We start from the raw sequence: 24,219 nt of genomic DNA on the forward strand, positions 1-24,219 counted from the left end.
TTTCCGCCACAGACATTATAAAACAACCGGGGAGTCCGACCCAACCCCGACGCGGGCTATCGATTCGGAGTTTTTCGTTTCGTGATACTCGGCGAGTGTGACGGATTCCCCGCAGGTCGGAGTTACAGGTCGACCCGGTCCCCAATCTCGACGAGTTCGAGGGACTGCGGTGCGGCGAAACTCTTGGCGTGGTGGTGGAGCACCTTCGGGTCGGACGTCATGCCCTTCCACATGTCCCAGTGCGAGGGGAGCAGACGGTCCAGATTCAGGTCGCTCGCGGCCTCGATAATCTGGTTCTCGTCGTTGTACCACTTCGTCCGGACGGGTTCGCCCGTCTGTTTGTCGGCGATGTTGCCGACGGTTCCGAACGCGAGGATACCAAGGTCGATATCGTAGCGCTCGCCGATGTCGGTGAACTCCTCGGCCGGTTTGGTGTCGCCGCCGTGGAAGAACGTTCCCGACTCGTGTTCGAAGACGTACGACACGGGATGTGTCGCGTCGGGGTCGTACGCGGGTTCGACGTGGACCGTGAACTCGCCGATTTCGATAGTATCACCCTCCGAGATTTCCTCGAACTGGTCGTCCGAGAGGTCGTAGTCGTCGAACCACGCCTCGTCGTCGTAGGCGACCGAAATCGAGTCGTCGGGGGCGACGAACGTCGCACCCGTGTTTTCGAGGATGGGTGCCTGACTCGGTCCGTGGACGTGGTCTGTGTGTTCGTGGGTCGCGAGGATTGCGTCGGCCTCGGTCACGTCTTCGGGGTCGAACGGCACGGGAATCATCCGAACCGTCCGCGGTGGAGAACCGATTCCAACGTAGGGGTCGATGAACACCGTCGTCCCCTCACTTCCCTTGAGTACGAATCCGTTACAACCGAGATACCAGATTGCGACCGTCTCTGGGTCGGCCGCTTCGACTGCCCGCGGAAGCCAGTCACTCCAATCACTGCGCGTCATATCCACGACTCTTCTCGCCGGGAGGCTAAGCGTTGCGCTCTCGGTTGTCCGAGCGAATCGTCCCAATTCCGACGCGACCACAGACCGCGATACATACGTCTCGATAGAGTACAACCACGTATGGAGGATATTAGGATATGCCTGAGAGAAGATATTTACAACTGGCTCACGTCACTCTTTGTCATGCTAACCACTCACAAGAAAACGGCAGATTTCTTGTCTATGACCCGGACGATGCGCGCGTGCAGTTCGTGGGAACCGGTCTCCCCGTTCGACGACGATGAGTTCCTCCCCGACGGGTGGTAACACGATTTTGCCCGTCGTTTCGGTCCAATCAGCCGAGTCGTCCCCGCTTTTTTGTCCTCCGAACGGGTGCGAGTCTACATGACGAACGAGAGTAAAGAGGCCGTCCCACAGCACGACCAGTGTGGAGAACACCGACCATGCGCGTAAGCGTCGTCGGTGGAAGTGTCGTCCCCGAACCGGTCGAAACCATCGCAGAAGACGTCGGGCGACATCTCGCTCAGCGCGGACACACCCTCGTCTGTGGTGGACTCGGCGGCGTCATGGAAGCTGCCTGCCGAGGAGCGAAAGCCGCCAGTGGGGAGACAATCGGCATCTTGCCGGGCGAAGACCCGAGCGAAGCGAACGACTACGTCGATACGAGCATCGCGACGGGACTCGGACACGCCAGAAACGCGCTCGTCGTCATGAACGGTGACGCAGTCGTCGCTATCGACGGCGCGGGCGGGACACTCTCAGAAATCGGCTTCGGCGACGTCTTCGACCGGCCAATCGCAGGGATTCGCACGCACGGCGTCGGCTCTATCGAACGGTTTCAGGCGTGTAAGACACCCGAGGAGGCCATCAAATACATCGAAGAAGAGGTGTGATGCGACGAGGAGTGCGAAGCAGAACCGCCGACGGCGGACCGAAGTCAGTCGAGTTCTCGTTCGACGCAGTCGCGGAGGACGTCGTCGACGACGGTTTCTCTGAACTCGTCCCAGTCCGTCGTCTTCGACCACAACCGTGCGGAGTCGGTCGGTTCGAGTGCGTCACGTCCCGTCTCACGCCGTCGAATCTGAACGTACCCGTCGGCCAGTAACGATTCGACGGCGACGTCGAGACGCGGGCGAAGCGCGTTCGAGAGTCGTTTCTCGAAGGCGTCGCCCTCCACACCGTTTCGCGCGATATCGACACAGAACGCCTCGAACTCCGACCACGTGTCTTCGTCCCGCGCGCCCGCGACGATACCGTGATGTTCTGCGCGCTCACGGAGTTGGGCGGTGGCCGCCCTCTGTGTTCGCGGACGCGAGCGTGGCGGGCCCGTCGTCAGCACGTGGAGGGTAATCGCTTCGAGGTCACCGAGCGGTGAGAGCGAGTGGCCATCGAGCGAGAGCGACGTCTCACCACGAGCGACGCCAGACTCGCGGAGTTCGTGGAGGTGAGTCGACGCTTCGTCTGCTTCCTCTGTCAGTTCCGCCATTCGCTCGGTGAGCGGGGCGTAGGCCTCTGAGAGTTCCGCTCGGGCGTCGAGATACGCGTCGAGGTGCTCCTCGAACCGGCCGATGGACTCGAACAGTGCAATCGTCGCGTCGTCTTCGAACTTTCCGAATCGCGCTTCACAGCTCTCGCGGAAGCGTTCGAGCAGTTCTCGTGGGTCGTCTCCGACGGGCGTGAGGAGCGCTGTCTCGGCGTCGAGCCACGCGTCGATGCCATCGAGGACAGCGTTCGGGTCGCGCGTGTCGGACAGGTCAGGAGTTGGTTGGTCACCCTCGACGATATCGGCGAGTTGCTCGCGGGCACGGCCGACGTACTCGGACATCGCGCCGAACGCCGTGTCGCCTTTCGACTCGGGTGCGTACGCGGGCCGGCGGCGTGACCGCCGGGTGTCTCCACTCGCGTCTGCCAGTGCGTCTCGGAGGTCCGAGAGGGCGATTCGAAGAGGACGAGCGACGGCCGACGCCGCCGACGTGTTCGCTACCTCGTCGAACCCGTCCAGCGCAGACGCCGTCCGCTCGACTGCCGAGACGGTCGCTCGGAGGTCGGAGACGGCGGTCAAATCGAGTCGGTCGTCCGCCGGAACGGTGACGAGCGAAATCGCGTCGTGGTCGGCCACACCGGTTTCGACGAGTGCCGTTCGGGCCGCGTAGAACGCCGCGGCGACCTGCGGTGGCGCACTGCTGAGGTTCACCACGACGGAACCGTCGGCGACCGACTCACGCAAGAGGTCGGTCGTCGCGGCGTAGAGGTCCGCAAACGGCCCGTCGAACGGGAGTCGGGCCTCGTCGGGAGCGGCGCCGAGACGGGAAGCGAGCGTCTCGGAGACGGTGCGGGCGACGCGTGCACGCGTCCGCATCTGGCCTGCGGTGCAGTCTTCCGGGTCGCGGCCCTGCTCGGGGTCAGCCTCGTCACGAACCAGACGTACCCGGCCGGCGTCGACGTCGCCGGTTTCGAGCGGGGTGACGACCCGCTGAACGTCGAGTCCGAGGACGGAGAGGTGGGTCGTCGGCATCTCTCTGAGTGATTCGTCACCGCTACCCTGAATGTTATGGTGGAAAGAGACAACGTGTTGATATTCTCGGACAGCGAGCTATCAGGAGACTGTCTCGTAGAGGTCCTTTCCGAGGATACCGAGTCCGAGGGTGTCCACGACGAACAGGACCAGACCACCGACGAGGGGGACGACGGACAGAACCGCGGCGACGAGTGCACCGACGACGAGAGAGACACCGAGTGGCGGTGACCCACTGCCGAATCGGCCGACGAGAGAGTGGCCGATGAACACCGTCGCAAGCGCGCCACCCACGACGGCGAGGAGGATGAACGCGAAGAACCCCGGGATGGCGACGAGGAGGCCGATGACGGTGAGTGCGAGGACGACGAGAGCGATGAGACCACCGATACCGACGAGGAGGCCCCAGAGGAAGGACTCGCCGGGCTTTCGCCAGATTCTGTCGAGTGCGTCTCTCGTGTAGGACGGAAGGGCGGCGACGAGGATTCCACCGACGACGACGTCCACGACGAAACCGACGGATGCGCGGAGGGCGGGCGACAGTTGGCGTGCGGTGTCGACGTTCTGTGCCGATGCGACGCCCGCAAACGCGAGTACGCAGAGGAGGCCGAGCGTCGCAAAGAGTGGTCTTCGCGGGGATACCATGGTACGGCGTGGACGTGGCAGGCCCAAAGGTTTTCTGAATGACAGGTGTCACGGAGAGAAGGTTCGAAGCGTCGGAGAAAGTCGGTGACAGGAGTGGACGCCCGGGAACGAGCGTCGGCGTCTGACTCGGTTACCAGGTGCCGTGGAAGGTGTCGAACTCGAGCGAGTCGAGGGGTTCGTCGCCGACGGCGATGCGGTACTCCTGCGGCGTGAGCATCGGCTTGTGGAAGCGCGGTCCGTCGTCGGTGGTGATACGCGGACACCCCGTATTGACGAACGCGTCCATGTCGAAGTTGCGCAGGCGGTCCGGCGTCACTTCGTCCATGGTGATGAGATAGGCGTTCGGGTTGTCTTCGAGAATCTTCTCGGCGATTTCCATGCGACCCTGTCCAATCTTCGTACAGAAGATGACGCCCCACTTCTCGGCGTCCATCGCCTTGTGGACCGACGCGTAGCGCTGTTTCATGAACTTGCGCGTGTCCGCGAGGGTGACGACGTTGTTTACGGGGTCGGCGATGACGACGTTCTTGTCGGGGTGTTCCATGGCGAGGCCGAGGGGATGGAACTTCCCGCCACCGACGTAGAGCACGTCGTCTGCGGGGATGTCCGCAGAGGCGTAGTTGCATCCGAGCACCTGCCCTTCGTAGGTGAGTCGGTCGTCACCCTTCCGGGTCTGGACGGTGTACCCGCGCTCTTCGAGCCAATCGCACATGTCGTCGAAGCGGTTCATGTGCTGGGCGGTGGTGACGAGGCCGACTTCGTCGCCCTCGATTTCGTCGAGTGCGTCCTCCATGATGGGGAAGGGGTCGACGTTGGAGAACAGCGGGACGTAGATAATCTTGTCAGACTCCTTCATCGGCGAGTGACCGAAGTGGACGAACACGTCGGTCCGGCGCATGAGGTAGGTGTCGAGGTCACACGCGCCGTAGCACGGTTGCCCCGAGAGCAAGAACGTCACGTCGTCGTCACAGAGCTGACGCAGGTCGTCTGCGACTGCCGGGCCACGGCGCTTCAGGCCTTCGGGGAACTGCAGACCGACACGTTTGGCGTCGCGCTCTTCGATGGCGTCGATGATTCGTTCGAGTTCGTAGTCCCACTCCCGGTCGTGTTTGAGCGACATCCCGGTGTTCCGAAGGTCTCCCTCTGAGGAGGCGTCCTGACTCATTGGACCTCCCTAACCGACGAAGCGGTATAACGCCGGCGCTTCCCCACGAACGGCCGTCACACACCCGCACACCCCAATCTCGACCAAACGTCGGCGACCAAACTGCAACCGACCGGGTCACCGAACGCAGTCGTGCGCCCGCCGGACCACACCCCAGAGGCGATTACTTGGTTGGTGTCGTACGTGAACCATGTCGAGCGACACCAATCAACACGACGAAGAGCACACGCACGAAGGCCACACCCACGAAGAACACGTCCACGAGGCAGGTGACCACGAACTGACCGAATGTCCGGCCTGCGGGAGGCCAATCAAGGGTGCCGACGATGTGGAGCGTGGTGAGTCGGTACACGAAATCACGTCGGTCGACTCACGTTCGGTCATGGTGGGACGACAGTCGAACGACCTCTGGATGTGCAAGGGGTGCGGTGCGACGCTCGGTGTCCGCCGACGAGACGACTGAGCGGAGTCCACCGACGACCCGACCCGTCCGACTTCATTTCTCGGCCCGGTTACCCTGCCGTCACTCGGGGTTTCAAGAACTCAGGTAGCCTAGCGGCGGCCATGACAGACATCCCGCTCGAACACGTCCACGTCGAGCCATCGGAACCCATCGAAGGACCGGCACCGGCAGTCGTCTTACTCCACGGACGCGGGTCGAACGAACAGGACCTCCTCCAGCTTTCCCGCGAGTTCCCCGACCACCTCCACGTCGTGAGCCTCCGCGCTCCGGACCCACTGCAGGGAGGATACACGTGGTACGAACTCGACCTTTCTGCCGGCGGCCTTCACAAGAGCCAACCGCACACCGAACAGTTCGAACGCTCGCGTGAACTCGTCCGGGAGTCCATCGCGGCGGCGAGAGACGAGTACGGCCTCGATGCCGAGCGAATCGGCCTGCTCGGATTCAGTCAGGGGGCGATTACGAGTCTCTCACTCCTCTTGGAAGACCCGGACGACTACGCCTGGGTCGTCGCGCTCCACGGCTATCTCGCCGAGGAACACGAATCAGTCGAACCCGACGGCATCGCGGGGAAACCAATCTTCGTCGGCGGCGGGTCGATGGACCAAATCATCCCATCGTTCCGTGTCGAACGTGCCGCCGAGCGCCTCGAAGCACTCGGTGCCGACGTGACTGCACAGATGTACGACGCGCCCCACGGCGTCAGCCCCGAGGAACTGGCCGACGTCGTCTCGTTCGTCGAGACGCACGCCTGAGTCGCCGGGCAGAACGAACCGACCAGTACGCCCCCCTTCGGCAGGTTGAAAGTGTTCGACCCCTAACGCGCGGCTATGAGCACGCAGACGACGCGGCTCGAAGAACTCGGCCGTGAACTGGGCGAAGCCATCGCCAACCACCCCAAGTACGAACAGTACGAGGAGGCGAAAGCGGCGGTGGAAGCAGACGACGAAGCACAGGAGCTCATCGCCGAGTTCAACCAACTGCGCGAGGAGTTCAACGTCTCCCGGCAGATGGGTGAAGCGACACAGGAGGGCCTCCAGAAGGTACAGGCCAAACAGGACGAACTCCACTCGCTGCCAGTGATGGAAGAGTACCTCCTCGCGCAGGCCGAGATGGTCGGCGAGTTAGAGAAGGTCAACGAGGCAATCTCCGAGCCACTCGCCGTCGACTTCGGGGGCGAGGCCGGAGGCTGTTGTAACGACTGATTCGGCCGGTCACAGCCGCATCGGCTGTCTGCTGACTGTTCTGCGATATGGCTGCGCCGACCACGAACGCGTCTCGTCGGCCGGCGTAGGTTCAAATACCAACACGGGACCAGCCCGTGGTATGCTGGCAATCGCTGGCGGGAAGGGCGGCAGTGGGAAGACGACGACGACACTCGGACTGGCGCGTGCCTTCGACGGGCACGTCCTCGCCGTCGATGCAGACAGAGACATGCCGAATCTCGGGTCGATGGCTGGGCTCGACCCACGGGCGGGACAGACGGACGAACCGCACACACATCCGAACGACGCGACGGTATCGGTGCGCTCGCCACCGGCAGGCGTGGACGACGACGGATTCGAACACTGGCTTCGAGGTGTCGCGGACGACGCTCGACGGGCGGTGGTGGATTGTCCTGCCGGTGCGGGACCAGACGCCGCGATACCGCTTCGTGTGGCCGACGCCGTCGTCGTCGTTACGCAACTGTGTGCGCCCGCGTTGCGAGACGCCGCGAAGACGGCGGCGATGGCCCGCGCACTCGGAACCCACGTGACCGGGTGTGTCGTCTCTCGCGCCCGCGTCGCTCCGGCGTCAGTTGGAGAACTCGTTGACGCACCCGTCCTCGGGACGGTTCCGGACGAAGCGTCGCCAGTCCTCGCACAGCCGACTGTCCGCTCCGCGTATCGTCGGATTTCAGATAATTTGGGTCGGTATTAATAATATAGGAGAGAGTCAGATGATACAGTATGTCACGGCTGGTAACTGGAATCGATGTGCTCGACCGCCAACTCGGCGGCGGCATCCCCGCGGGGAGTGTCGTGCTCCTCGCGGCAGACCCAGCAAGCCAGTCAGAGCTCTTCTTGAACGAACTGACGACCACCCGCGGGACGCTGTGGATTTCCACACTGCGGTCGGAAGTCGCCGTTCAGGACTCGCTGGACCGCTGTATCAGTCCCACGGGGAGTCCGACCATCCGGGACGTCGGCGGCGACGCCCCACTCGATACGGCGAACAAACTCGTCCGCGACTTACCCGAGGGAGCGAACCTCATCATCGACATCGTGGACATCCTCGAACGAAACGAGGTGCCGCGCTACCGGAAGTTCCTCAACGGCCTCCAGACGCACATGGTCAACACGCGCGGCCTCACCATCCTCCACGGCCTCAAAGGCGAGTCAGTCCCCGAAAACCGCGACCTGACCGAACACATGGCGGACATCGTGTTCGACCTCTCGACGGAAATCGACGGGTCGGAGATAGAGAACCGACTGGCGGTTCCGAAGTTCCGCGGCGGGCAGGCGCTCAACGAGACTATCAAACTGCGCCTCTCCGACCAGGTCACCGTCGACACCAGTCGCGACATCGCCTGACCGGACACGAGCGAGACGTAGGCGAGTCGGACCGGAGTTCCTCGGCGAGTGTTCAGCGTTCAGCAGAGTCGTTCGACTGTGTAGGACGACGCGACGAGTGGATAGGACGACGCGACGAGTGGGTAGGACGACGCGACGCGCGGAGACACGAGTCCGTCGTGACAGTGCTTACACTGCGAAGAAGCCGAAGGTTCCGAGCGTGACGGCGACGATGAGTCCTATCCACCCGCGCGCGGAGAGGCCGACACCGCGCGAGAAGACGTAGACGAAGTACGGCACGAGTGGGGAGAGGCGGTAGACGAACGACACGTCGACGCCGGCACCGTATTCGAGCGCCAGCGTCAGACCGACGGTACAGAGTCCAGCGACGAGCGCGACGTACAGGTCCGACCGGTCACGAAGGTCCATCGCCGCACCAGCGTCTGACGAAGCCATTGCTACGAGGCGGTCGGAAGGCGAGAATCAAGAAGCCGCCGATTCACGAAACTGTAAAGCGGCGGTGGGACTCGCTTACTCTTCGGTCTCTTCGGCGTCGAGCTCCGCGGCGAGCTCTTCGGCGTCGATGTCGACGTCTTCGATTGCCTCTTCGATGTCGGCACCGCCGGCGCCGCCCATCATACCGCCGAGGCCGCCCATACCGCCCATGCCGCCCTCGATGGTCTCCTGAACGATGACGCGGTCGATGTCGAGACGCTGCATGATGTCCTGCGCAATCTGCTGCTTGGAGAACATCCACTGCTGGTTCATCGTCATCTGCTGCGTCGCCTCGATGTAGAGCGTGTCCTTCTCGACGGTGACCGTCTCCGTCTCGGGTTCTGCGTCTTCGTCGTCGCCGTCGTCGGATTCGACGACCTGCTCTTCTTCGACTTCGTCCGTCTGGACCCACACTTCGGGGGCCTGCTGGAGGTACATGCCGAGGAGGCCAGCGGCCTGTTCTTCTCGGTCGTCGACGATGTCGAGCACCTCGTACTCGTATTCGAGGTCCTCACCCGCGAGCGGGTGGTTGAAGTTGACGCGGGCGCGCCCGCCGATGATGGTCTCGAGGCGACCCTGTTCGCCGTCGATTTGGACCTGCGCACCGGGGTAGCGGTCGTCTTCGTCGATTTTGTTGGCGCTGACCGTGCGCACTTCGTCGTCGTCGTACTCGCCGAACGCGTCGGCGGCCGGAATCTCGACGGTGCCTTCGTCGCCGACTTCGGCACCCTTCAGGGCCTCGTCGACGGCCGGGAAGACGTGACCCGCACCGACGATGACGACGCGAGGCTCGAATTCGTAGCCTTCGACGTCGATTTCGGCCTCTTCGGCCACTTCTTTACTCGTCGTGTCGACGACCTCGCCGTCCTCGGTCGTTCGGACTGTGTATGCGAGGCGGACGAAGTCGCCGTCCTGAATACCGGACTCGACCTCTTCATCGACCTGCTCGGCCTCCGCCTGCGGTTCGTCGCTCATACACGCTACGTGATTCGTGTGACCCTTAAGAATCACGTTTCGCCGGTGGGAGCCATTTTATCGAGACGTTCGCCCGCTGACGGGTGAGATGGCCGCTTTCGGCGAATCTTTTATATAATTATCACGAATTATTGTAATAGAGGTTTGTTCACATGGCACAGACCGGCCTGTTCATCGGTTTCGTCGTCGGCGTCGTCCTCTTGGCACTCGTAGCGGCACTCACCAGTCGCGGCGGCCAGCGCTACTCCGTCGAGAACGTGGGGCGCGAGGGAGACACCAAGAGTCGCGTCGCCGCGTGGTCGGACGACCCGACGGTCCTCTCGCTCGTGTTCCTGCTCGCCGCACTCGGATTCGGTCTCGTGGCGGTGGTGTTCATGGGATACGGCGGCCTCTCCCAAGAGATGACCAACGTTGCCGGTGCCGCGCTCGTCGTCGCCACACTCGTCGTCGTCGTTTCGTACCTCTTCTACGGGTCGTACTACGCGGCCCGCAGTCGCGGACTGGCACGGTCACAGGCCGTCCTCCTCGGGTCGTGGGTGCTCGGAATGCTCTTCGTCGCCTCCGTCACGCTCCGACTGCTCGGCGTCCTCTGAGATGAGCACGCAGCACTCCAGTTTCGTCGCGCCGTTTCGAGTGCCACTCGTCCGATGGCTACTCGCGCTCACACTCCTCGAGGGAGTCGCCGTCGCCGCCTATCTGCTCTTCTCGCCAGTCCACGTCGAGAGCCTCCGGTACGTCCTCTACCCGTTCGTCTGGATAAACGTCGGCGTCGCCGCCGTCCTCCTGACGACACCGCCACAGACGACCGGTCGCCTCCGTCTCGTCGCGGGAATCGCCGCGGTGGCCTACTTCGTCGTACTCGCCGTCCTCGCGGGACTGATTTCTGTGAACCTCGGGGCGCTCTTCGGCGGTGGCCACACCCACGCGGCGGGCGGCCATCCGACTGGGTGGCAGTTCTCACTGGCCGCACCGGGGTGGGGACCACGCGTCGGATACGCCACAGAACTGTTCTCCGTGGTGTTCATCCCGTATCGGGTCGTCGGCTTCCTCGCACTCGCGTATCTCGTCTACGCCGCCCTCGTCGACACCGTGCGGACGGCGCTCTCGGGGACGCTCGGTATCGTCTCCTGCGTCGGGTGTACGTTCTCCATCGCCGCCGGTCTCTCCGCGGGCCTCGCCGGTGGAACGGGCGTCGTGAGCGCGCTTCGCGTCCTCTCAGTCGACCTCTCGACAGTCGTCTTCGTCGCAGCAGTAGCCATCCTCGTCTGGCGACCCGCTGGGAGTCGCGCGAGCGAACGATGACACGCTCGTCACGTCTGTGGCGACTCTCGGTGTGGGCCTTCAGCCTCGCTGTCTGCATCGTCGTCGGCACACGACCTGCCATCGCACACGCCGGGTCGCTCGGCGGGTCGCTTCGGTCCGTCCCCGCGCCGTTCTGGTTGGTCGTCGCCTCCGGTGGGGGCATCGTCGGTGCGTCGTTCCTCCTGTCGGCGTTCGTCACCGACGACGAGACACTCGGCGCGTTCGCCCGCCGACGTGCCGCGTTCGGACAACCTGTCGAACTCGTCGGGAAGGTGCTCCGCGTCGTCGGCGTGGCGGGACTCGTCGCCGTCGTCGGGAGCACGCTCTTCGGCCCGTCCGTCGCAATCGCCAACGTCGGCGTCCTCCTCGTGTGGGTCGGGTGGTGGGCCGGATTCACGATGCTGACGTATCTCGTCGTCGACCTGTGGCCCGTCGTCAACCCGTGGCGGACGCTCGCGTCGCTCGTCCGGTCGGTTGGGACGCGAACAGACCGTCAGTTACCGGAACGCGTCGGGTCGTGGCCGAGCGTCGTCGGTCTGCTCGGCCTCGTGTGGTTGGAAGTCGTCAGTCCGCTGGCGGCCAATCCGCGCACCCTCGCCGTCGTCGTTCTCGCGTACTCGGCCGTGACCGTCGCGGGGGCCGTCGTCTACGGTGAGGCGTGGTTCGAGCACGTCGACCCAGTCTCCCGCGTCTTCCGGTTGTACGGACTCCTCGCCCCGATACAGCGGAGCGACGGCGGCGTGTCGGTTTCGTTCCCCGGTGCGGCACTAGCGCGGGTCGATACCGCGTTCGACACGGACGACGTCGCGTTCGTCGTCGCCCTGCTCTGGGTGACGACGTTCGATGGTCTCGTCGCAACCGTCGCGTGGAACTCGCTTCTCGACGCCGTCGCACCCGTCCCCGCGTGGGGTGTGAACCTCGTCGGCATCGTCGGCGGGTTTCTGGCGTTCTTCGTGGTCTACAGGCGCGCGGCGAACGTCGCCAGACGAACCGCCGACACGTACGTCACGGGTGCGTTCATCGCAGGGTGGTTCGCCCCCGCACTCGTCCCTATCGCCGCCGGCTATCACCTCGCGCACTTCGCCGGATACGTCGTCGGCCTCGCGCCCGCACTGCTGACGGTGGCCCTCGACCCGCTCTCGCCGCCGGCGAATATTCCAGTGCTGGCCATCCCTGACTGGTTCGGCGGCCTGCAACTCGCGTTCGTCGTCCTCGGCCACCTGCTCTCGGTGTGGGTCGCCCACACCCGGTCGTTCGACGTGTTCCCCGGGCGACTCCAACCGCTCCGCAGTCAGTATCCGTTCGTCGTGGTGACCATCTGCTACACGGCGTCGAGTCTGTGGGTCGTCGCCCAACCGACCGTGGGAGGTGTCGCAGGATGAGTGCGCAGACACGTGGTAGAGAAGAGGCGATGAGGCCGGAGACAGAAGTTCCCGCGGGCGAAGACCCGGAAGCGACGTGTCCGTACTGTGAACGGCCCTTCAGCGCGGAACGACTTCGCGACTTGCACGTCGGCACGCGGCACGAACAGGCGACAGACGACGAACTGCGCGCGTACGAGACGGCCCGAGAGGCGGAGTCAGAGGAGTTGTTCACCTACCACCTGAAAGTCGCCGGCGCGCTCGGTGCCGTCTACGCGCTGTTGTTCTTGCTCGCCGTCGTCGGGTTCAGCCTCTAATCGGGGCGGTCACGTGTGGTCGTGGTCGCCGTTTCAGACGTGTTCGGACTCCGCGTGGGCCGACGCCTCATCGACCAACGGCCAGGAGGTCAGTGATGATTGAACTCGCCGACATCGCCGTCCTCTCGATCGTCAACTACGTCATTTTCTTTGCTGGCGTGGGCGGGTTTGCCGCCTACATCGCCCTAGAGTACATCTACCCCCGGCACGTCTCGGGGTGGATGCTCGTCGCACTCGTCGGCGTCTCACTCACCCTGGTGCTGTTCGGCGCGGGCGTCTGGACCGGTGGTGTTGACCCCGTCCCCATCCGAGCACTCGCGGCCGTGTGTCTCGTCCTCGCCGAAATCGGCCTCGTCAGGGAGACCGTGACGTCCGCCGGGTGATATTCCACTTTTTTGGATTCAAACAAACCAATATAGACATTTCAAGAGTGTTATTGAACAATCGGTCGCTAAGGATTAAGTGGTTATCGTAATATGACATGAATATGGAGATAAAGAACCCGCGGGAAATGACTCCGTTGATGACTCACTATAGCCATATCAGTGCCCTCGGAACTGAAGCGAGTGTCGAGGAGTACGAGACACTATCAGACTGCTTGATTCGTGTCGAAAAGGTCCTCAACGAGATCATCTATCCGCTGTTAGAAGAAAACGATAGCCGGGTCGAAGTCTTGAATCGCGGCCTTGGGCGCGTTGGTGTCTGTATCGACGAGGAACTCGCAAAGTTAGTCTGGTCTCGTTCAGGTGTTTTAGCCGGTGAGATGCAACGTGCCGTCGCCAAAGCTCATCAGACCGAGATGAAGACTTTCGTTAATTATGGTTTCAGGCGCTCGAAGGGCCATGGCTTCCTGATTAAGGATGCCAGTGCAGAGTACTGGGACGAGCCGTTCGCACCAAAAGTATGAGTTAGTCAACGAACTCTGTCACCTGCGACCTCTTCGGATTCAGCCTCTAATCGGGGCGGTCACGTGTGGTCGTGGTCGCCGTTTCAGACGTGGTCGTGGTCACCGTCGCCCCCGTGTTCGGGGTCGGGGTGCGGCAGTCGCATGATGACTGCCGTGATGATGCCGACGCCGGCCAGCGTGACGAACCCGCCACCGATGACGAACGCATCAGTCGCACCGACTGCTTCGGCCCCGAGGAGGATTCCGAGTCCGAGGAGCACGATTGCGAACGCTGCGGCGAGCGCGAACGAGTTGGCATTCATGTGCAGTGGTAACACCCCACTCGACAAGAAGGTATGCCCGGACGGTCAGTCACGGGCGACGTTCTCGCCGCTTCGGGCCGCGACGACGACCAGCAGGAAGACGGCGACTGCCAGTACGAGGCCCGGACCGACGACGAGTGGGTTGGTGAGGGTTCCGGGAGTGACTCGCGTCATCATCACCGTCACACCGACGCCGACTGGGACCGAAAAGAGCAGGGCGTAGGCGACTGCGGTGAGCGTCGAGGTGTCGTCGATGGCCGGCGAGTCGGATGCTGCCACGGTCATAGCAGCGAGTACGACGCGGCCATCGTGAGTGCGAGCGCGGCCAACAGGCCGATGCCAACGAGATACGTCAGCGAACGGGGTTCCCACCTGAGGTGCTGGAAGTACGCCGCGACCAACACCGCCTTCGCCACCGAGAGGACGATGATGATGCCGAAGGCCGTCCAGTAGTCGAGTCCCGCGAACTCGACGAGCACCTGAATCGTCGCCGAGACGAACAACACCACGTAAATCGCCGTATAGAATTTTGTTGATACCATCTTGGTCACCTCACAGGATGTAGAACAGCGGGAAGAGGAACAACCAGACGATGTCCACGAAGTGCCAGTAGAGACCGAAGTACTCCACCGTCCGGTTGTCGTCTAAGTACGCGCCCCGCCAGGCGCGTGCGGTCAGATACAGTGCGATGATGAGGCCGGCGATGACGTGGGCGGCGTGGAGGCCCGTCGTCAGGAAGAACGTCGACGTGCGGACGTTCGTCGAGAGCCACAACCCTTCGTGGAAGAGGTGCTGCCACTCCAGTCCCTTGTTGACGAGGAAACCGATGCCGAGGACGAACGTTGCGCCGAGACTCGTCACGACGCCGAGTCGGTGTCTCTTCTCGGCCGCGACGAGGGCGAGCACGACGGTGAAACTGCTCGTCAACAGGATGTAGGTGTTGATGAGCCCCGGTATCGGGTCTGCCGGAACGGGTTCCCACCCGGTCCATCCGAAGGCGAATCGCGTGAAGACGTACGCGCCGATGAATCCGCCGAACAGCACCACGTCCGAGGCGAGGAATATCCACATCCCCACCTTGCCGTTGTCGATGCCCGAGAAGGGCCACGCTTCGCCCTCCTCGAAGACCGGACCGTGGAACGGTTCGAGACCCATCGCCACCAGCGACCCGAGTGTGACGACGAACCCGGCGACTGTCGTCGTCGCGTACGCCGCCCCTTCCATCCCGTCGGGGAACGCGGCGTTCTGGAGCGGAGAGAGGCCGAGGAGCACGAGGAACGCCCCGGCAGAGAGGACGAACGGCCAGATGCTCGCGTGACTCGGGCCTTCGAGTTCAGTCTCCTCCATCGTCTCGTACTCTGTCGTGACTGCCGTGTGCGGGGAGGTTGCCACCCCGCCGTCTGCCGCGGCCCCACCATCTGCGGCGGTGGCGTCGCCAGACGGTTCCTTGTCCTTGTTGAGGATGAACGAGAGGTGGCCGTCGCGCCACGTCGGGGTTCCCTCGAAGTTTTCGAGTGGCGGCGGCGACGAGACGGCCCACTCCGCTGTCGTGGCGTACTCCCACGGGTTGTCCGGGGCCGGGTCGCCCGCGAAGGCGCTCTTGCCGAGGTTGTAGAACATGATGAGGAACGACAACCCGAGGATGAACCCGCCGATGGTGGCAATCTGGTGCCACGGGGCGAGTTCGGGGGCGTAGTCGAAGACGCGGCGCGGCGTCTCCCACGCGACGAAAAGCGGGAAGTACAGCAGGTTGAACCCGACGAAGTAGGCGGCGAAGTGGACCTTCCCGAGGAACTCGTCGTACATCCGGCCGGTCATCTTCGGGAACCAGTAGTAGAGGCCCCCGACGAGTGCCGTGACGCCGCCGACCATCACGTAGTGGAAGTGGGCGACGACCCAGTAGGTGCCGCGGAACTCGTAGTCGAGGACGACGGCCCCGAGGAAGACGCCGGTGATGCCGCCGATGATGAACAGCAACAGCGCTCCGAAGACGAAGAGGAAGGGCGTCGTGAAGCGTATCTTCCCCTTCAGCATGGTGTAGATGAGTGCGAAGACCATCAGGTCGAACGGGAGCGAGATGCCGATGGTCGTCACCATGAACAGCGTCTTCACCTGGAGGTTGATGCTCGTCAGGAACATGTGGTGCATCCAGACGACGAAACTCTGGATGGCGACGAGCACCATCGCGATGATGAACCACTTCCGCCCGACGATTCGACGACCGGTGAACGTCTGGAACACCTCGGCCATGACGCCGAGCGCCGGGAAGAAGACGATGTACACCTCTGGGTGACCGAAGAACCAAAACAGGTGTGTCCACAGGAGTGACCCCGCGGGCGACTCCATCGCGAAGTACGTCGTCCCGAGGAGGCGGTCCGCAGAGAGCACCATCAGCGCGGCCAAGAGCGCCGCGAAAGCGAACAGCATCATCCAGACGGTGAGGAGAATCGTCCAACTAAACAGCGGCAAGTTGCGGAGCGTCATCCCCTCTGCTCGCATTCGATGCATCGTCGTCAGGAAGTTGACCGACGAGACGGTGACCGAGGCGACGAACAGCACGAGCGCCAACACCGCCGTCGACGCCCCGACGTCCGGTGTGAACGTCGGGACGTTCAGCGGGGCGTACATCGTCCACCCGCCCGAGAAGGTTCCACCCTGGAAGAACGAGATGCCGAAGAGGATGCCGGAAAAGAGGTACAACCAGTAACTCAGCGCGTTCAGACGTGGGAACGCGAGGTCCTTCGCGCCGAGTTGCAGCGGAATGATGTAGTTTGCAAAGCCGAAGGCGAACGGCGAGAGGAACCAGAAGACCATCAGGAGGCCGTGGGCCGAGACGGCCTGATTGTACGCAATCGGGGCGATGAACTCCTGGCCGGGTGCGCGCGGTGCCCACATCTGGATGCGCATCAACCACGCGAGGACGCCGCCGAGGACGAGGAAGAACAGCGACGTGACGATGTAGAGGATGCCGACGTCTTTGTGGTTCGTCGTGATGAACCAGCGTTTGATGCTCCCCGTCCCGGGGAAGTCGTGGTGGTCGTCGTGGTGGTCACCGGCGGCGACGACGTCGCTTCCGACGTTCGACCCACCGTCTGTTCGTTCGGGGTTCGTATCGCTCATACTGTGGCCTCCATGGATGCGGATTCACTCTCGTTGCCGGTGCTCTCGTACCACTCTTCGTACTCGTCGGGTGGCATCACGATGACCTCAGCAGCCATGTAGGAGTGGCCACTGCCACACAGTTCGTAACACTGCGCAGTGTAGGTCCCCGTCTCCTCGGCGAGGAACCACGTCTCCGTCTCCTGACCGGGAATCGCGTCGGTCTTGACACGTAAGTCGGGAATCCCGAAGTTGTGGAACACGTCCGCCGAGGTGACCGTCAACTCGACTGATTGCCCCGCCGGGACTCTGAGAACACCGTCCGTGGTGTGACCGTTCGGGTAGGTAAATCGCCACCCGAACTGGTAGCCTTCGACTTCTACGTCGATGGAGTCCTGGTCCTGCGGGCCCTCCTCGACGTACAGAAGCGTCAGGTAGGTCCACGACACCAACGAGACGACGATAACCATACTCATGAAAAACGACGTTGCCAGTTTTCGTCCACCCGAATCACCCGTCGGAAGTTCGCCCAATATGGGTCGTCCTTCCGGGTCCTCCTTCCCGTTTCCAGACCCGTCGCGGTATTTGTAGGCGTTGTAGACCATATACCCGATGACGACGACACCGACGAGCGTCCCGAGAACGAGGAACACGACGAAGATGTTCTCGAAGACGGTGACGCGCGAGCCCCGTGGGACGAGTCCCGATTGGATTGGGATGGGGTTACTGAGCAGCAGTTGTATGCTCATTGATAACATCCTCCACGCACGTTAATTAACGTTCATGATAATCACTGTTTCGGAGAACTGCGTCTCCTCGAAGACAGGTTAAAAATACGATAATTCCGGGGATGGGGTCCTCTACCGTCTACTCTGGTGGGACTCGGTCAGACTTCGTGTTGTGGAATGACCGACCACCTGTCGAGGGTGTATCCGAGAGCGAGTCCGTACACCCAGTGTGCGACGAGTGAGAACAAGAGGAACGAAGCGACGATGGCGACGTTTCCTTCGGGCCAGAACGCCGGGACGAACCCCACCCAGTAGAGCGTCGCGAACGACACGCCGCGGAGATATTCCGGCGTCTCCGGTGGGAGGAACGCCCCGACGACGACGAAGGTGATCGGGAGGACGAACACCCCACCGAGGCCGAAGAGGACGACACCCAGCGCCACGCTCGGTTCGAACCCGAAGAACAACGCGATGCCGGCGAATCGCGTTATCGGTTCGGTGACGAACAAACCGAGTAGTTCCGGAATCCCGACGAGGATAGGGAGCATCAACACGATCCCGATGAAACCACCGGCCATCGCCGTGCCGATGACGCGACCCGTGATTTCTGGGTCGGTGTGCTCGTCGACAGTTCGGTCTACACCAGTCACTGCACCCGGAGTTTCTTGACTCATACAGCATCGTACTACAATCCCCCTCACGATAAAGGGTAACAATTGACATACTTCGATAATATAACGTCTGTTTTCCAACCATATCCGGACCCCCGGTCCTGCGCCGACTCGGTCGGTTCGTCCGAGAGTCGCTGGCGTTTTTGGCGCTCGAATCGACGGTCCGGACGATGTACGAAGTCGAGGTCAAAGTTCGCGCCGACCACGATGCCGTCCGTGGACGTCTCGAAGACGAGGGGGCGACACAGGTGAACCGAGTCACACAGACCGACACCTACTACGACGCACCGCACAGGGACTTCGCCGCCACCGACGAGGCCCTTCGACTCCGCCGCGAGTCACGCTACGAATCAGGGAGCGTCGTCGACGAAGAGACGAACGTCACGTACAAAGGACCGCTCGTCGACGAGTCGTCGAAGACGCGCCGCGAGTACGAAACCAGCGTCGAAGACGGCGAGACGATGGACGCAATCTGTACCGCCGTCGGGTTCGAACCTGCCGCGACGGTAGAAAAAGAGCGCGAACGGTTCGAACTCGACGGGTACACCGTCTCACTCGACACCGTCTCTGAACTCGGCGAGTTCGTCGAAGTCGAAATCGAAGTGGAATCCGGCGTGGACGACGCCCGAGAGGGCGCGTTCGTCGTCCTCGGAAAACTCGGCCTCGACCCGGACGACCAGATTCGAACCTCCTACCTCGGGATGTTGCTCGGCGGGCCCGAGAAGTGAGCGTCGAACCGGCGGCCCGGTCGGCGTATGATGCGCGACAGTAATGAGATTCGGTAACAAGGTTTCCGCAAGTTATAGAACCGCCCGCTGGGTACGTCCTGTCAATGACTGACCGGAACATCCGCCTCGAATCCGCCGACAAGCGAGCGGTCGAGGACCACGAGGTCGAAATCGTCGAACGAAAGGGAATCGGTCACCCCGACTCGATATGTGACGGCATCGCAGAGAGCGTCTCGCGCGCGCTCTCGAACCTGTACATCGAGCGCGTCGGGAAGGTACTCCACTACAACACCGACGAGACGCAACTCGTCGCCGGGACTGCCGCGCCCGCGTTCGGCGGCGGCGAAGTCATCGAACCAATCTACCTGCTCATCGTCGGGCGGGCCACGAAAGAGTACGACGGGAAGAAACTCCCCGTCGACGCGGTGGCCCTTCGCGCCGCACGCGAGTATCTGACCGAGAACCTCCCCGAACTCGACGTCGGAACCGACGTCATCGTCGACGTGAAACTCGGCGAGGGGTCCGGTGACCTCCAGGACGTGTTCGGCGAGGAGACACAAGAAGTCCCGATGGCCAACGACACCAGTTTCGGTGTCGGCCACGCGCCGCTCACGGAAACCGAGCGAATCGTCCGCGAGACAGAGCGTGCCCTCAACGGCGCACGCTACGGCGACGGCCACCCCGAACTCGGTCAGGACATCAAGATTATGGGCAAGCGCGAGGGCGACGTCATCGACGTGACCGTCGCCGCCGCGATGGTCGACGCATACATCGACGATATGGACGACTACATCGCCGCCGTCGACGACGTCCGCGCCTACGTGACGGAACTCGCTACCGAGTACACCGACCGTGAGGTCAACGTCGAAGTCAACACCGCCGACGACTACGACGAAGGCTCCATCTATCTCACGACGACCGGAACCTCCGCCGAACAGGGCGACGACGGGTCGGTCGGCCGTGGCAACCGCGCGAACGGCCTCATCACGCCGAACCGCCCCATGAGCATGGAGGCCACCTCCGGGAAGAACCCCGTCAACCACATCGGGAAGATTTACAACCTGCTTTCGACCCACATCGCCGAGACTGTCGTCGCCGAAGTCGACGGTATCCGCGACTTGCAGGTTCGACTCCTCTCCCAGATTGGTCGTCCCATCGACGAACCACACGTCGCGGACGCGAAAGTCGTCACCGACGACGGCGTCACCGTCGCCGACATCGAAGACGAAGTCGTCGCAATCATCGACCGTGAACTCGCGAACGTGACGGACATCACGCGCCGAACCATCGACGGCGAACTCTCGACGTTCTAACGGGCAGTCACCCGTTTTCGGAATCCGTCGTCCACCGAGTGCCACCGCTCGAAGCGAGACGCTGAAGAGTACCCACAGAGAACGACGACTGTGAACGAGACGGCGCACGTCGTCCTCGTCGGATACGGCGAGGTGGGAACCAAGAGTTCGAGCGTTCGAGCGAAGATGGAGGGCCGCCTCCGAGAGAACGTGCAGGCGGTCATCGACGACCGGTCGCTGTCGGGGCAGGTCGAACGCGAGTGGTCGCGGATTATCGTTCGCGACCCCGACGACCCAGACGCAGTCGCCGACGCGTGCGCCGACGTCCCGGGCGTGGTGTGGGCACGGCCGGGCGTCGTCTGCGACCCAGAACTCGACGACATCGTCGCGGTCTGTCGTGACCTCGCGGCGGACCACCCCGCAGGCGCGAGTTTCGCTATCGACGAAGACCGGGTCGGGCCGAAAGACGCCCACGACTTCTCCGGACGAGATATCGCACGAAAAGCGGGGTCCGCCGTCGTCGAGGCCACCGGCGCGCCCGTCGATTTAGACGACCCGGACCGAACGTATCGCGTCGAATGTCGTGAAGACGCCGCGTACGTCTCGACTCGGCGGGTCGATGGCCCCGGCGGCCTGCCACTCGGCACACAGGGGACGGCAGTCGCACTCGTCTCCGGCGGCATCGACTCACCCGTCGCGACGTGGGAGATGATGCGTCGAGGGTGTGAAATCGTCCCGGTATACGTCGATTTGGGCGACTTCGGCGGCGCAGACCACCGAGCGCGTGCAATCGAGACGGTCCGCACGATTGCCCGCAGAGCGCCGAACTTCGAGATGAACGTCCACGTCGTCCCGGGTGACGAAGTTGTCCAGCGACTGATGGACACCATCGAAGACACGCGAATGCTCTCGCTTCGGCGGGTCATGCTGGCGATTGCGGCCGAAGTCGCCGACGACGAACACGCCCACTCCATCGTCACCGGCGAGTCACTCGGGCAGAAGTCGAGTCAGACGGGAGCGAACATCGCGGTGACGGAGGCAGTCGTCGACTACCCCGTCCACAGACCGCTGTTCACCCGCGACAAGACGGCCATCGTCGCTGACGCACGGGAACTCGGGACGTACACCGACTCGACGCTCCCGGTCGGATGCGAACGAGTCGCGCCGTCGTTCCCCGAGACGAAGGCCTCACTCTCGGCCGTCGAAGCGGCCGAACCCGACGACCTGTTCGAACTCGTCGCCGAGGCAGCACAGAACCGACGGGTCGTGCCCGTTCGGGACGACTGAGCGTCTTTTCGGCCGAGCGTGCGCTCACATCGACACCCGAGCGTTTTGGACGCGAACGCGTGTGTGGCGTGGTATCGGGAGGTTCGGGAGACGCCCACAAAAAAAGTGTGCAAACGGTCACCACGTTCGTATTTGTGAGAACGTATCGATTCGTTTCGCATGTACAATCGTACAAAATTAGATTTATCTGCGTCGGGCTCGATGGTCCTCATATGTCGCGAACATCGAATCTCGGTCGCAGTCGTCCCGGTCCGGAGTGGCGCGTCGCCCAGCGTGTCGCGCGGACCGACTGGGCCGACGACGTCGAACGGTGTGCCGCGTGTCGCACACCGGTCGACATGCGCGAGGACCACTATCAGGTGGTTCTCGACCGGGATATCGACACTCCCGGGAAGCTCTCGTTCGAGCGCCAGCGCCGCGTCTTCTGTGACGAAACCTGCGCCGACGAGTGGACCGCCACCGCGTAAGTACCGGAACCGCTTTACCGAACCCGGACCGTCCATTTCGACGTGACGCAGGTCTGTATCGTCGGGTCCGAAGGGAGTCACCTCCAGTACGAGTTGTTGTCGAGAGACACCGCTCGTGCGGCACTTTCGACGTACGACATCACGGAACCGTTCGAAAACTCGTTAGCCGTCGATACGGTGAGTATCGGTGCCGCAGTCTCGCTCCTGAACGACCTCAACTGGTATCTCGTTCGATTCGCAGCGTTCTCTCTCGTCCTCGAACCGTCTATCTCCGACGAGGAGTGGCTCTCACGGACCCTCGCGCGACAGGTCCGCGACGGCGACGTCCGGCCCGAAGAGACGGGTGACCACCTCGCCATCTACGGCGTCGACGAAGGGAGACTGGTCGAACCGATGTACGTCACTCGCGTCGACGGAGCAGTCCCCTCGTACGACCTCAGAGACGTCGAGGAGACGCTCGTCGTGCGTGTGGCAGAAGACGAGTTCGGCAGGTAGAACGCCGGGTAGAACGCGTCGAGTCGGCTATTCGTCGAACATGCCAGTGGACATGTAGCGCTCGCCGGAGTCCCAGAAGACAGTGACGACGAGCGGTTCCTCACCCTCGTCCGCCTGGGGGTCTGCGAGGCGCGAGGCCACGCGCTTGGCCGCGAGGAGTGATGCGCCAGACGACTGCCCGACGAGGATACCCTCTTCGCGGGCGAGGCGACGACACTCGGCGACTGCGTCGTCGAACTCGACGACTTCGACGTCGTCGAGGAGGTCAGTGTCGAGGTTCGGACTAACGAACCCGGGGCCCATGCCCTGAAACTCGTTGTTGTCGACTTCGCCACCGGAGAGGACGGCGCTGGCGGCGGGTTCGACGCCGACGACGTCCATCGACGGGAACTCCTCTTTCAGTCGGCGACCGTTTCCAGAGATAGTTCCCCCGGTTCCGATACCGGCGACGAGGGCGTCGATTTCTCTGTCACCGACCTGTTCGAGTATCTCTTCTGCCGTGGTTCGGTAGTGAGCCTCCGGATTCGCCGGGTTCTCGAACTGGCGGAGTTGGTACATGCCCTCCTCTGCTTCGAGTTCGTCCGCCCGATCTTTCGCGTCGGAGATATCGCCCTCGACGAGTTCGATATCCGCGCCGTAGGCCCGCATAATCTCGCGTCGCTCGGGCGACATCGATTCGGACATGACGATTGTCAGGTCGTAGCCTTTCGCCGCCGCGACGACGGAGAGACCGATTCCCGTGTTCCCCGACGTCGGTTCGACGAGTGCGTCACCGGGTTCGATGTCACCGGCCGCCTCCGCCGCCTCGACCATGGAGAGTGCCGGCCGGTCTTTGGCCGACCCACCGGGGTTCTTCGACTCTATCTTCGCCGCGATGGTCGACCCGTCGGGGGAGTCGACACGGACCAGCGGCGACCCGATAGTATCGAGGATGCTGTCGTCCATCGCCACTCAGTTCTCGGTGCGTGCCTAAACGACTGGCGGAGTCGGAGGTTTCGGCCACTGTTTCGACGGGTGTCACGTCCGCACGTCGCAGACGGGGTGGGGCTGACCACTCGGTGGCGAGCACCGCCGCGAGCGCACGGGTTAAATCGGTTCGTCCGTTACACCGCTCCATGGCCGAAGCTGGAACGCTCGAAACGATGCAACCGAACCCCGCGTGGGACGCCGCCTCCTACGAGGACGCCGTCGCAACCCTCGCGGCAGACGACTACACGTTCAAAGTCTGGGGCGGCGACTGGTGTGGCGACTGCCGACGCCAACTTCCCGACTTCGCCGCCGCACTCGACGCCGCGGGCGTCGCCGACGACAACATTGAACACTACCCAGTCGAGAAAGCCGACGACGGGTCGAAGATAGGCCCGCTTGTCGAAGAGTACGATATCGAACTCATCCCGACTGTCGTCGTCGAGAAAGACGGTGACGAAGTCGCACGCTTCGTCGAAGAAGAAGCAGTGCCGATTGCCGTCTTCCTCGCCGACCAACTCTCCTAATTAC

General features: G+C 62.9%; 31 protein-coding genes. 18 read left to right on the plus strand and 13 right to left on the minus strand.

Annotated features, from left to right (window positions below; genetic code table 11):
* Nucleotides 1-122: 122 nt before the first annotated feature.
* Nucleotides 123-956 (minus strand): MBL fold metallo-hydrolase, encoded by an 834-nt coding sequence (locus tag ACK3R5_RS08000; protein WP_411963540.1) that lies wholly within the window; start codon nt 954-956, stop codon nt 123-125.
* Between the two features lie 443 nt (nt 957-1,399).
* Between ACK3R5_RS08000 and ACK3R5_RS08005 the strand changes: the two genes are divergently transcribed.
* Nucleotides 1,400-1,849, plus strand: a complete 450-nt coding sequence (locus tag ACK3R5_RS08005; RefSeq protein WP_411968618.1) for a TIGR00725 family protein — start codon at nt 1,400-1,402, stop codon at nt 1,847-1,849.
* A 44-nt stretch (nt 1,850-1,893) separates the two neighbouring features.
* Here ACK3R5_RS08005 and ACK3R5_RS08010 read toward each other — a convergent pair whose 3' ends face one another.
* The 3 genes from ACK3R5_RS08010 to dph2 all read right to left on the minus strand — a co-directional run bounded on the left by ACK3R5_RS08010 (nt 1,894) and on the right by dph2 (nt 5,281).
* Nucleotides 1,894-3,471, minus strand: a complete 1,578-nt coding sequence (locus ACK3R5_RS08010) for a hypothetical protein (RefSeq protein WP_411968619.1) — start codon at nt 3,469-3,471, stop codon at nt 1,894-1,896.
* Between the two features lie 81 nt (nt 3,472-3,552).
* A complete protein-coding gene (locus ACK3R5_RS08015; protein WP_411968620.1) occupies nt 3,553-4,116 on the minus strand; it encodes a hypothetical protein in 564 nt (187 codons plus the stop codon).
* A gap of 130 nt (nt 4,117-4,246) precedes the next feature.
* Nucleotides 4,247-5,281 carry a diphthamide biosynthesis enzyme Dph2 gene (gene dph2, locus ACK3R5_RS08020; RefSeq protein ID WP_411963544.1) on the minus strand — a complete coding sequence of 345 codons (1,035 nt, stop codon included), beginning with the start codon at nt 5,279-5,281 and terminating at the stop codon, nt 4,247-4,249.
* Between the two features lie 190 nt (nt 5,282-5,471).
* Here dph2 and ACK3R5_RS08025 point away from each other — a divergent pair, with 190 nt between their 5' ends.
* The 5 genes from ACK3R5_RS08025 (at nt 5,472) to ACK3R5_RS08045 (ending at nt 8,317) form a co-directional block, all read left to right on the plus strand.
* Nucleotides 5,472-5,744: a hypothetical protein gene (locus ACK3R5_RS08025; protein WP_411963545.1), complete on the plus strand. Its 273-nt coding sequence runs from the start codon at nt 5,472-5,474 to the stop codon at nt 5,742-5,744.
* Between the two features lie 101 nt (nt 5,745-5,845).
* Complete coding sequence (locus ACK3R5_RS08030; protein WP_411968621.1) at nt 5,846-6,499, plus strand: alpha/beta hydrolase; 654 nt, start codon at nt 5,846-5,848, stop codon at nt 6,497-6,499.
* A 75-nt stretch (nt 6,500-6,574) separates the two neighbouring features.
* Nucleotides 6,575-6,949 carry a YlbF family regulator gene (locus tag ACK3R5_RS08035; protein ID WP_411968622.1) on the plus strand — a complete coding sequence of 125 codons (375 nt, stop codon included), beginning with the start codon at nt 6,575-6,577 and terminating at the stop codon, nt 6,947-6,949.
* Nucleotides 6,950-7,070: 121 nt separating this feature from the next.
* Nucleotides 7,071-7,664 (plus strand): CDP-4-keto-6-deoxy-D-glucose-3-dehydrase, encoded by a 594-nt coding sequence (locus ACK3R5_RS08040; protein ID WP_411968623.1) that lies wholly within the window; start codon nt 7,071-7,073, stop codon nt 7,662-7,664.
* Between the two features lie 29 nt (nt 7,665-7,693).
* Nucleotides 7,694-8,317, plus strand: a complete 624-nt coding sequence (locus ACK3R5_RS08045; protein ID WP_411963549.1) for an RAD55 family ATPase — start codon at nt 7,694-7,696, stop codon at nt 8,315-8,317.
* A gap of 168 nt (nt 8,318-8,485) precedes the next feature.
* On the opposite strand, the gene ACK3R5_RS08050 is transcribed toward ACK3R5_RS08045, so the two are convergent.
* Entirely contained in the window at nt 8,486-8,752 is a 267-nt protein-coding gene (locus ACK3R5_RS08050; RefSeq protein ID WP_411963550.1) for a hypothetical protein, read from the minus strand.
* 75 nt (nt 8,753-8,827) lie between these two features.
* On the minus strand, nt 8,828-9,766 hold the full coding sequence (locus ACK3R5_RS08055; protein WP_411968624.1) for an FKBP-type peptidyl-prolyl cis-trans isomerase: 939 nt from the start codon (nt 9,764-9,766) through the stop codon (nt 8,828-8,830).
* A 152-nt stretch (nt 9,767-9,918) separates the two neighbouring features.
* On the opposite strand from ACK3R5_RS08055, the gene ACK3R5_RS08060 reads away from it, so the two are divergent.
* The 6 genes from ACK3R5_RS08060 (at nt 9,919) to ACK3R5_RS08085 (ending at nt 13,653) form a co-directional block, all read left to right on the plus strand.
* Nucleotides 9,919-10,359 (plus strand): hypothetical protein, encoded by a 441-nt coding sequence (locus tag ACK3R5_RS08060; protein WP_411963552.1) that lies wholly within the window; start codon nt 9,919-9,921, stop codon nt 10,357-10,359.
* A gap of 1 nt (nt 10,360) precedes the next feature.
* On the plus strand, nt 10,361-11,068 hold the full coding sequence (locus tag ACK3R5_RS08065) for a hypothetical protein (RefSeq protein ID WP_411968625.1): 708 nt from the start codon (nt 10,361-10,363) through the stop codon (nt 11,066-11,068).
* A complete protein-coding gene (locus tag ACK3R5_RS08070) occupies nt 11,065-12,450 on the plus strand; it encodes a hypothetical protein (RefSeq protein WP_411968626.1) in 1,386 nt (461 codons plus the stop codon). Before ACK3R5_RS08065 ends, ACK3R5_RS08070 begins: the two co-directional genes overlap by 4 nt.
* Nucleotides 12,447-12,746: a hypothetical protein gene (locus ACK3R5_RS08075; RefSeq protein WP_411968627.1), complete on the plus strand. Its 300-nt coding sequence runs from the start codon at nt 12,447-12,449 to the stop codon at nt 12,744-12,746. The genes ACK3R5_RS08070 and ACK3R5_RS08075 overlap by 4 nt, the downstream gene beginning before the upstream one ends.
* A 95-nt stretch (nt 12,747-12,841) precedes the next feature.
* Nucleotides 12,842-13,129 carry an acyl-CoA oxidase gene (locus ACK3R5_RS08080; RefSeq protein WP_411963556.1) on the plus strand — a complete coding sequence of 96 codons (288 nt, stop codon included), beginning with the start codon at nt 12,842-12,844 and terminating at the stop codon, nt 13,127-13,129.
* A 104-nt stretch (nt 13,130-13,233) separates the two neighbouring features.
* Nucleotides 13,234-13,653 (plus strand): hypothetical protein, encoded by a 420-nt coding sequence (locus ACK3R5_RS08085; protein ID WP_411963557.1) that lies wholly within the window; start codon nt 13,234-13,236, stop codon nt 13,651-13,653.
* A gap of 83 nt (nt 13,654-13,736) precedes the next feature.
* Here ACK3R5_RS08085 and ACK3R5_RS08090 read toward each other — a convergent pair whose 3' ends face one another.
* From ACK3R5_RS08090 to ACK3R5_RS08115, 6 genes are all read right to left on the minus strand, one after another.
* Nucleotides 13,737-13,955 (minus strand): hypothetical protein, encoded by a 219-nt coding sequence (locus ACK3R5_RS08090; RefSeq protein WP_411968628.1) that lies wholly within the window; start codon nt 13,953-13,955, stop codon nt 13,737-13,739.
* A gap of 45 nt (nt 13,956-14,000) precedes the next feature.
* Nucleotides 14,001-14,240, minus strand: coding sequence for a hypothetical protein (locus ACK3R5_RS08095; RefSeq protein ID WP_411963559.1), 240 nt, complete (start codon nt 14,238-14,240; stop codon nt 14,001-14,003).
* Nucleotides 14,237-14,497: a cytochrome C oxidase subunit IV family protein gene (locus ACK3R5_RS08100; protein ID WP_411963560.1), complete on the minus strand. Its 261-nt coding sequence runs from the start codon at nt 14,495-14,497 to the stop codon at nt 14,237-14,239. Before ACK3R5_RS08100 ends, ACK3R5_RS08095 begins: the two co-directional genes overlap by 4 nt.
* Nucleotides 14,498-14,507: 10 nt before the next feature.
* Nucleotides 14,508-17,075, minus strand: a complete 2,568-nt coding sequence (locus ACK3R5_RS08105; RefSeq protein WP_411968629.1) for a cbb3-type cytochrome c oxidase subunit I — start codon at nt 17,073-17,075, stop codon at nt 14,508-14,510.
* A complete protein-coding gene (gene coxB, locus ACK3R5_RS08110; RefSeq protein ID WP_411968630.1) occupies nt 17,072-17,803 on the minus strand; it encodes a cytochrome c oxidase subunit II in 732 nt (243 codons plus the stop codon). The genes ACK3R5_RS08105 and coxB overlap by 4 nt, the downstream gene beginning before the upstream one ends.
* Nucleotides 17,804-17,940: 137 nt before the next feature.
* Nucleotides 17,941-18,456, minus strand: coding sequence for a DUF6789 family protein (locus tag ACK3R5_RS08115; RefSeq protein WP_411963563.1), 516 nt, complete (start codon nt 18,454-18,456; stop codon nt 17,941-17,943).
* Between the two features lie 167 nt (nt 18,457-18,623).
* Between ACK3R5_RS08115 and cyaB the strand changes: the two genes are divergently transcribed.
* The 5 genes from cyaB to ACK3R5_RS08140 all read left to right on the plus strand — a co-directional run bounded on the left by cyaB (nt 18,624) and on the right by ACK3R5_RS08140 (nt 22,722).
* On the plus strand, nt 18,624-19,181 hold the full coding sequence (cyaB, locus tag ACK3R5_RS08120) for a class IV adenylate cyclase (RefSeq protein ID WP_411968631.1): 558 nt from the start codon (nt 18,624-18,626) through the stop codon (nt 19,179-19,181).
* A gap of 104 nt (nt 19,182-19,285) precedes the next feature.
* A complete protein-coding gene (locus ACK3R5_RS08125; protein WP_411963565.1) occupies nt 19,286-20,494 on the plus strand; it encodes a methionine adenosyltransferase in 1,209 nt (402 codons plus the stop codon).
* 90 nt (nt 20,495-20,584) lie between these two features.
* Nucleotides 20,585-21,760 carry a tRNA uracil 4-sulfurtransferase ThiI gene (thiI, locus tag ACK3R5_RS08130; protein WP_411968632.1) on the plus strand — a complete coding sequence of 392 codons (1,176 nt, stop codon included), beginning with the start codon at nt 20,585-20,587 and terminating at the stop codon, nt 21,758-21,760.
* A 212-nt stretch (nt 21,761-21,972) separates the two neighbouring features.
* Nucleotides 21,973-22,227, plus strand: a complete 255-nt coding sequence (locus tag ACK3R5_RS08135) for a hypothetical protein (RefSeq protein WP_411968633.1) — start codon at nt 21,973-21,975, stop codon at nt 22,225-22,227.
* 42 nt (nt 22,228-22,269) lie between these two features.
* Nucleotides 22,270-22,722, plus strand: coding sequence for a DUF5804 family protein (locus ACK3R5_RS08140; protein ID WP_411968634.1), 453 nt, complete (start codon nt 22,270-22,272; stop codon nt 22,720-22,722).
* A gap of 27 nt (nt 22,723-22,749) precedes the next feature.
* Here the strand turns inward: ACK3R5_RS08140 and ACK3R5_RS08145 are convergent, their stop codons facing one another.
* The gene (locus ACK3R5_RS08145) at nt 22,750-23,667 is read right to left on the minus strand and encodes a PLP-dependent cysteine synthase family protein (protein WP_411968635.1); all 918 of its coding nucleotides are present in this window, start codon (nt 23,665-23,667) and stop codon (nt 22,750-22,752) included.
* 170 nt (nt 23,668-23,837) lie between these two features.
* Here ACK3R5_RS08145 and ACK3R5_RS08150 point away from each other — a divergent pair, with 170 nt between their 5' ends.
* Entirely contained in the window at nt 23,838-24,215 is a 378-nt protein-coding gene (locus tag ACK3R5_RS08150; protein ID WP_411968636.1) for a thioredoxin family protein, read from the plus strand.
* The last annotated feature ends 4 nt before the right edge of the window (nt 24,216-24,219 follow it).

It is taken from the genome of Haloferax sp. YSSS75 (genome assembly GCF_046764215.1).
Classification (GTDB): Archaea; Halobacteriota; Halobacteria; order Halobacteriales; family Haloferacaceae; genus Haloferax.

Bases quoted from the DNA above. Each gene is read 5' to 3' on its own strand.
- ACK3R5_RS08000 (WP_411963540.1), bottom strand. From the start codon at position 956: ATGACGCGCAGTGATTGGAGTGACTGGCTTCCGCGGGCAGTCGAAGCG.
- ACK3R5_RS08005 (WP_411968618.1), top strand. From the start codon at position 1,400: ATGCGCGTAAGCGTCGTCGGTGGAAGTGTCGTCCCCGAACCGGTCGAA.
- ACK3R5_RS08010 (WP_411968619.1), bottom strand. From the start codon at position 3,471: ATGCCGACGACCCACCTCTCCGTCCTCGGACTCGACGTTCAGCGGGTC.
- ACK3R5_RS08015 (WP_411968620.1), bottom strand. From the start codon at position 4,116: ATGGTATCCCCGCGAAGACCACTCTTTGCGACGCTCGGCCTCCTCTGC.
- dph2 (WP_411963544.1), bottom strand. From the start codon at position 5,281: ATGAGTCAGGACGCCTCCTCAGAGGGAGACCTTCGGAACACCGGGATG.
- ACK3R5_RS08025 (WP_411963545.1), top strand. From the start codon at position 5,472: ATGTCGAGCGACACCAATCAACACGACGAAGAGCACACGCACGAAGGC.
- ACK3R5_RS08030 (WP_411968621.1), top strand. From the start codon at position 5,846: ATGACAGACATCCCGCTCGAACACGTCCACGTCGAGCCATCGGAACCC.
- ACK3R5_RS08035 (WP_411968622.1), top strand. From the start codon at position 6,575: ATGAGCACGCAGACGACGCGGCTCGAAGAACTCGGCCGTGAACTGGGC.
- ACK3R5_RS08040 (WP_411968623.1), top strand. From the start codon at position 7,071: ATGCTGGCAATCGCTGGCGGGAAGGGCGGCAGTGGGAAGACGACGACG.
- ACK3R5_RS08045 (WP_411963549.1), top strand. From the start codon at position 7,694: ATGTCACGGCTGGTAACTGGAATCGATGTGCTCGACCGCCAACTCGGC.
- ACK3R5_RS08050 (WP_411963550.1), bottom strand. From the start codon at position 8,752: ATGGCTTCGTCAGACGCTGGTGCGGCGATGGACCTTCGTGACCGGTCG.
- ACK3R5_RS08055 (WP_411968624.1), bottom strand. From the start codon at position 9,766: ATGAGCGACGAACCGCAGGCGGAGGCCGAGCAGGTCGATGAAGAGGTC.
- ACK3R5_RS08060 (WP_411963552.1), top strand. From the start codon at position 9,919: ATGGCACAGACCGGCCTGTTCATCGGTTTCGTCGTCGGCGTCGTCCTC.
- ACK3R5_RS08065 (WP_411968625.1), top strand. From the start codon at position 10,361: ATGAGCACGCAGCACTCCAGTTTCGTCGCGCCGTTTCGAGTGCCACTC.
- ACK3R5_RS08070 (WP_411968626.1), top strand. From the start codon at position 11,065: ATGACACGCTCGTCACGTCTGTGGCGACTCTCGGTGTGGGCCTTCAGC.
- ACK3R5_RS08075 (WP_411968627.1), top strand. From the start codon at position 12,447: ATGAGTGCGCAGACACGTGGTAGAGAAGAGGCGATGAGGCCGGAGACA.
- ACK3R5_RS08080 (WP_411963556.1), top strand. From the start codon at position 12,842: ATGATTGAACTCGCCGACATCGCCGTCCTCTCGATCGTCAACTACGTC.
- ACK3R5_RS08085 (WP_411963557.1), top strand. From the start codon at position 13,234: ATGGAGATAAAGAACCCGCGGGAAATGACTCCGTTGATGACTCACTAT.
- ACK3R5_RS08090 (WP_411968628.1), bottom strand. From the start codon at position 13,955: ATGAATGCCAACTCGTTCGCGCTCGCCGCAGCGTTCGCAATCGTGCTC.
- ACK3R5_RS08095 (WP_411963559.1), bottom strand. From the start codon at position 14,240: ATGACCGTGGCAGCATCCGACTCGCCGGCCATCGACGACACCTCGACG.
- ACK3R5_RS08100 (WP_411963560.1), bottom strand. From the start codon at position 14,497: ATGGTATCAACAAAATTCTATACGGCGATTTACGTGGTGTTGTTCGTC.
- ACK3R5_RS08105 (WP_411968629.1), bottom strand. From the start codon at position 17,075: ATGAGCGATACGAACCCCGAACGAACAGACGGTGGGTCGAACGTCGGA.
- coxB (WP_411968630.1), bottom strand. From the start codon at position 17,803: ATGAGCATACAACTGCTGCTCAGTAACCCCATCCCAATCCAATCGGGA.
- ACK3R5_RS08115 (WP_411963563.1), bottom strand. From the start codon at position 18,456: ATGAGTCAAGAAACTCCGGGTGCAGTGACTGGTGTAGACCGAACTGTC.
- cyaB (WP_411968631.1), top strand. From the start codon at position 18,624: ATGTACGAAGTCGAGGTCAAAGTTCGCGCCGACCACGATGCCGTCCGT.
- ACK3R5_RS08125 (WP_411963565.1), top strand. From the start codon at position 19,286: ATGACTGACCGGAACATCCGCCTCGAATCCGCCGACAAGCGAGCGGTC.
- ACK3R5_RS08135 (WP_411968633.1), top strand. From the start codon at position 21,973: ATGTCGCGAACATCGAATCTCGGTCGCAGTCGTCCCGGTCCGGAGTGG.
- ACK3R5_RS08145 (WP_411968635.1), bottom strand. From the start codon at position 23,667: ATGGACGACAGCATCCTCGATACTATCGGGTCGCCGCTGGTCCGTGTC.
- ACK3R5_RS08150 (WP_411968636.1), top strand. From the start codon at position 23,838: ATGGCCGAAGCTGGAACGCTCGAAACGATGCAACCGAACCCCGCGTGG.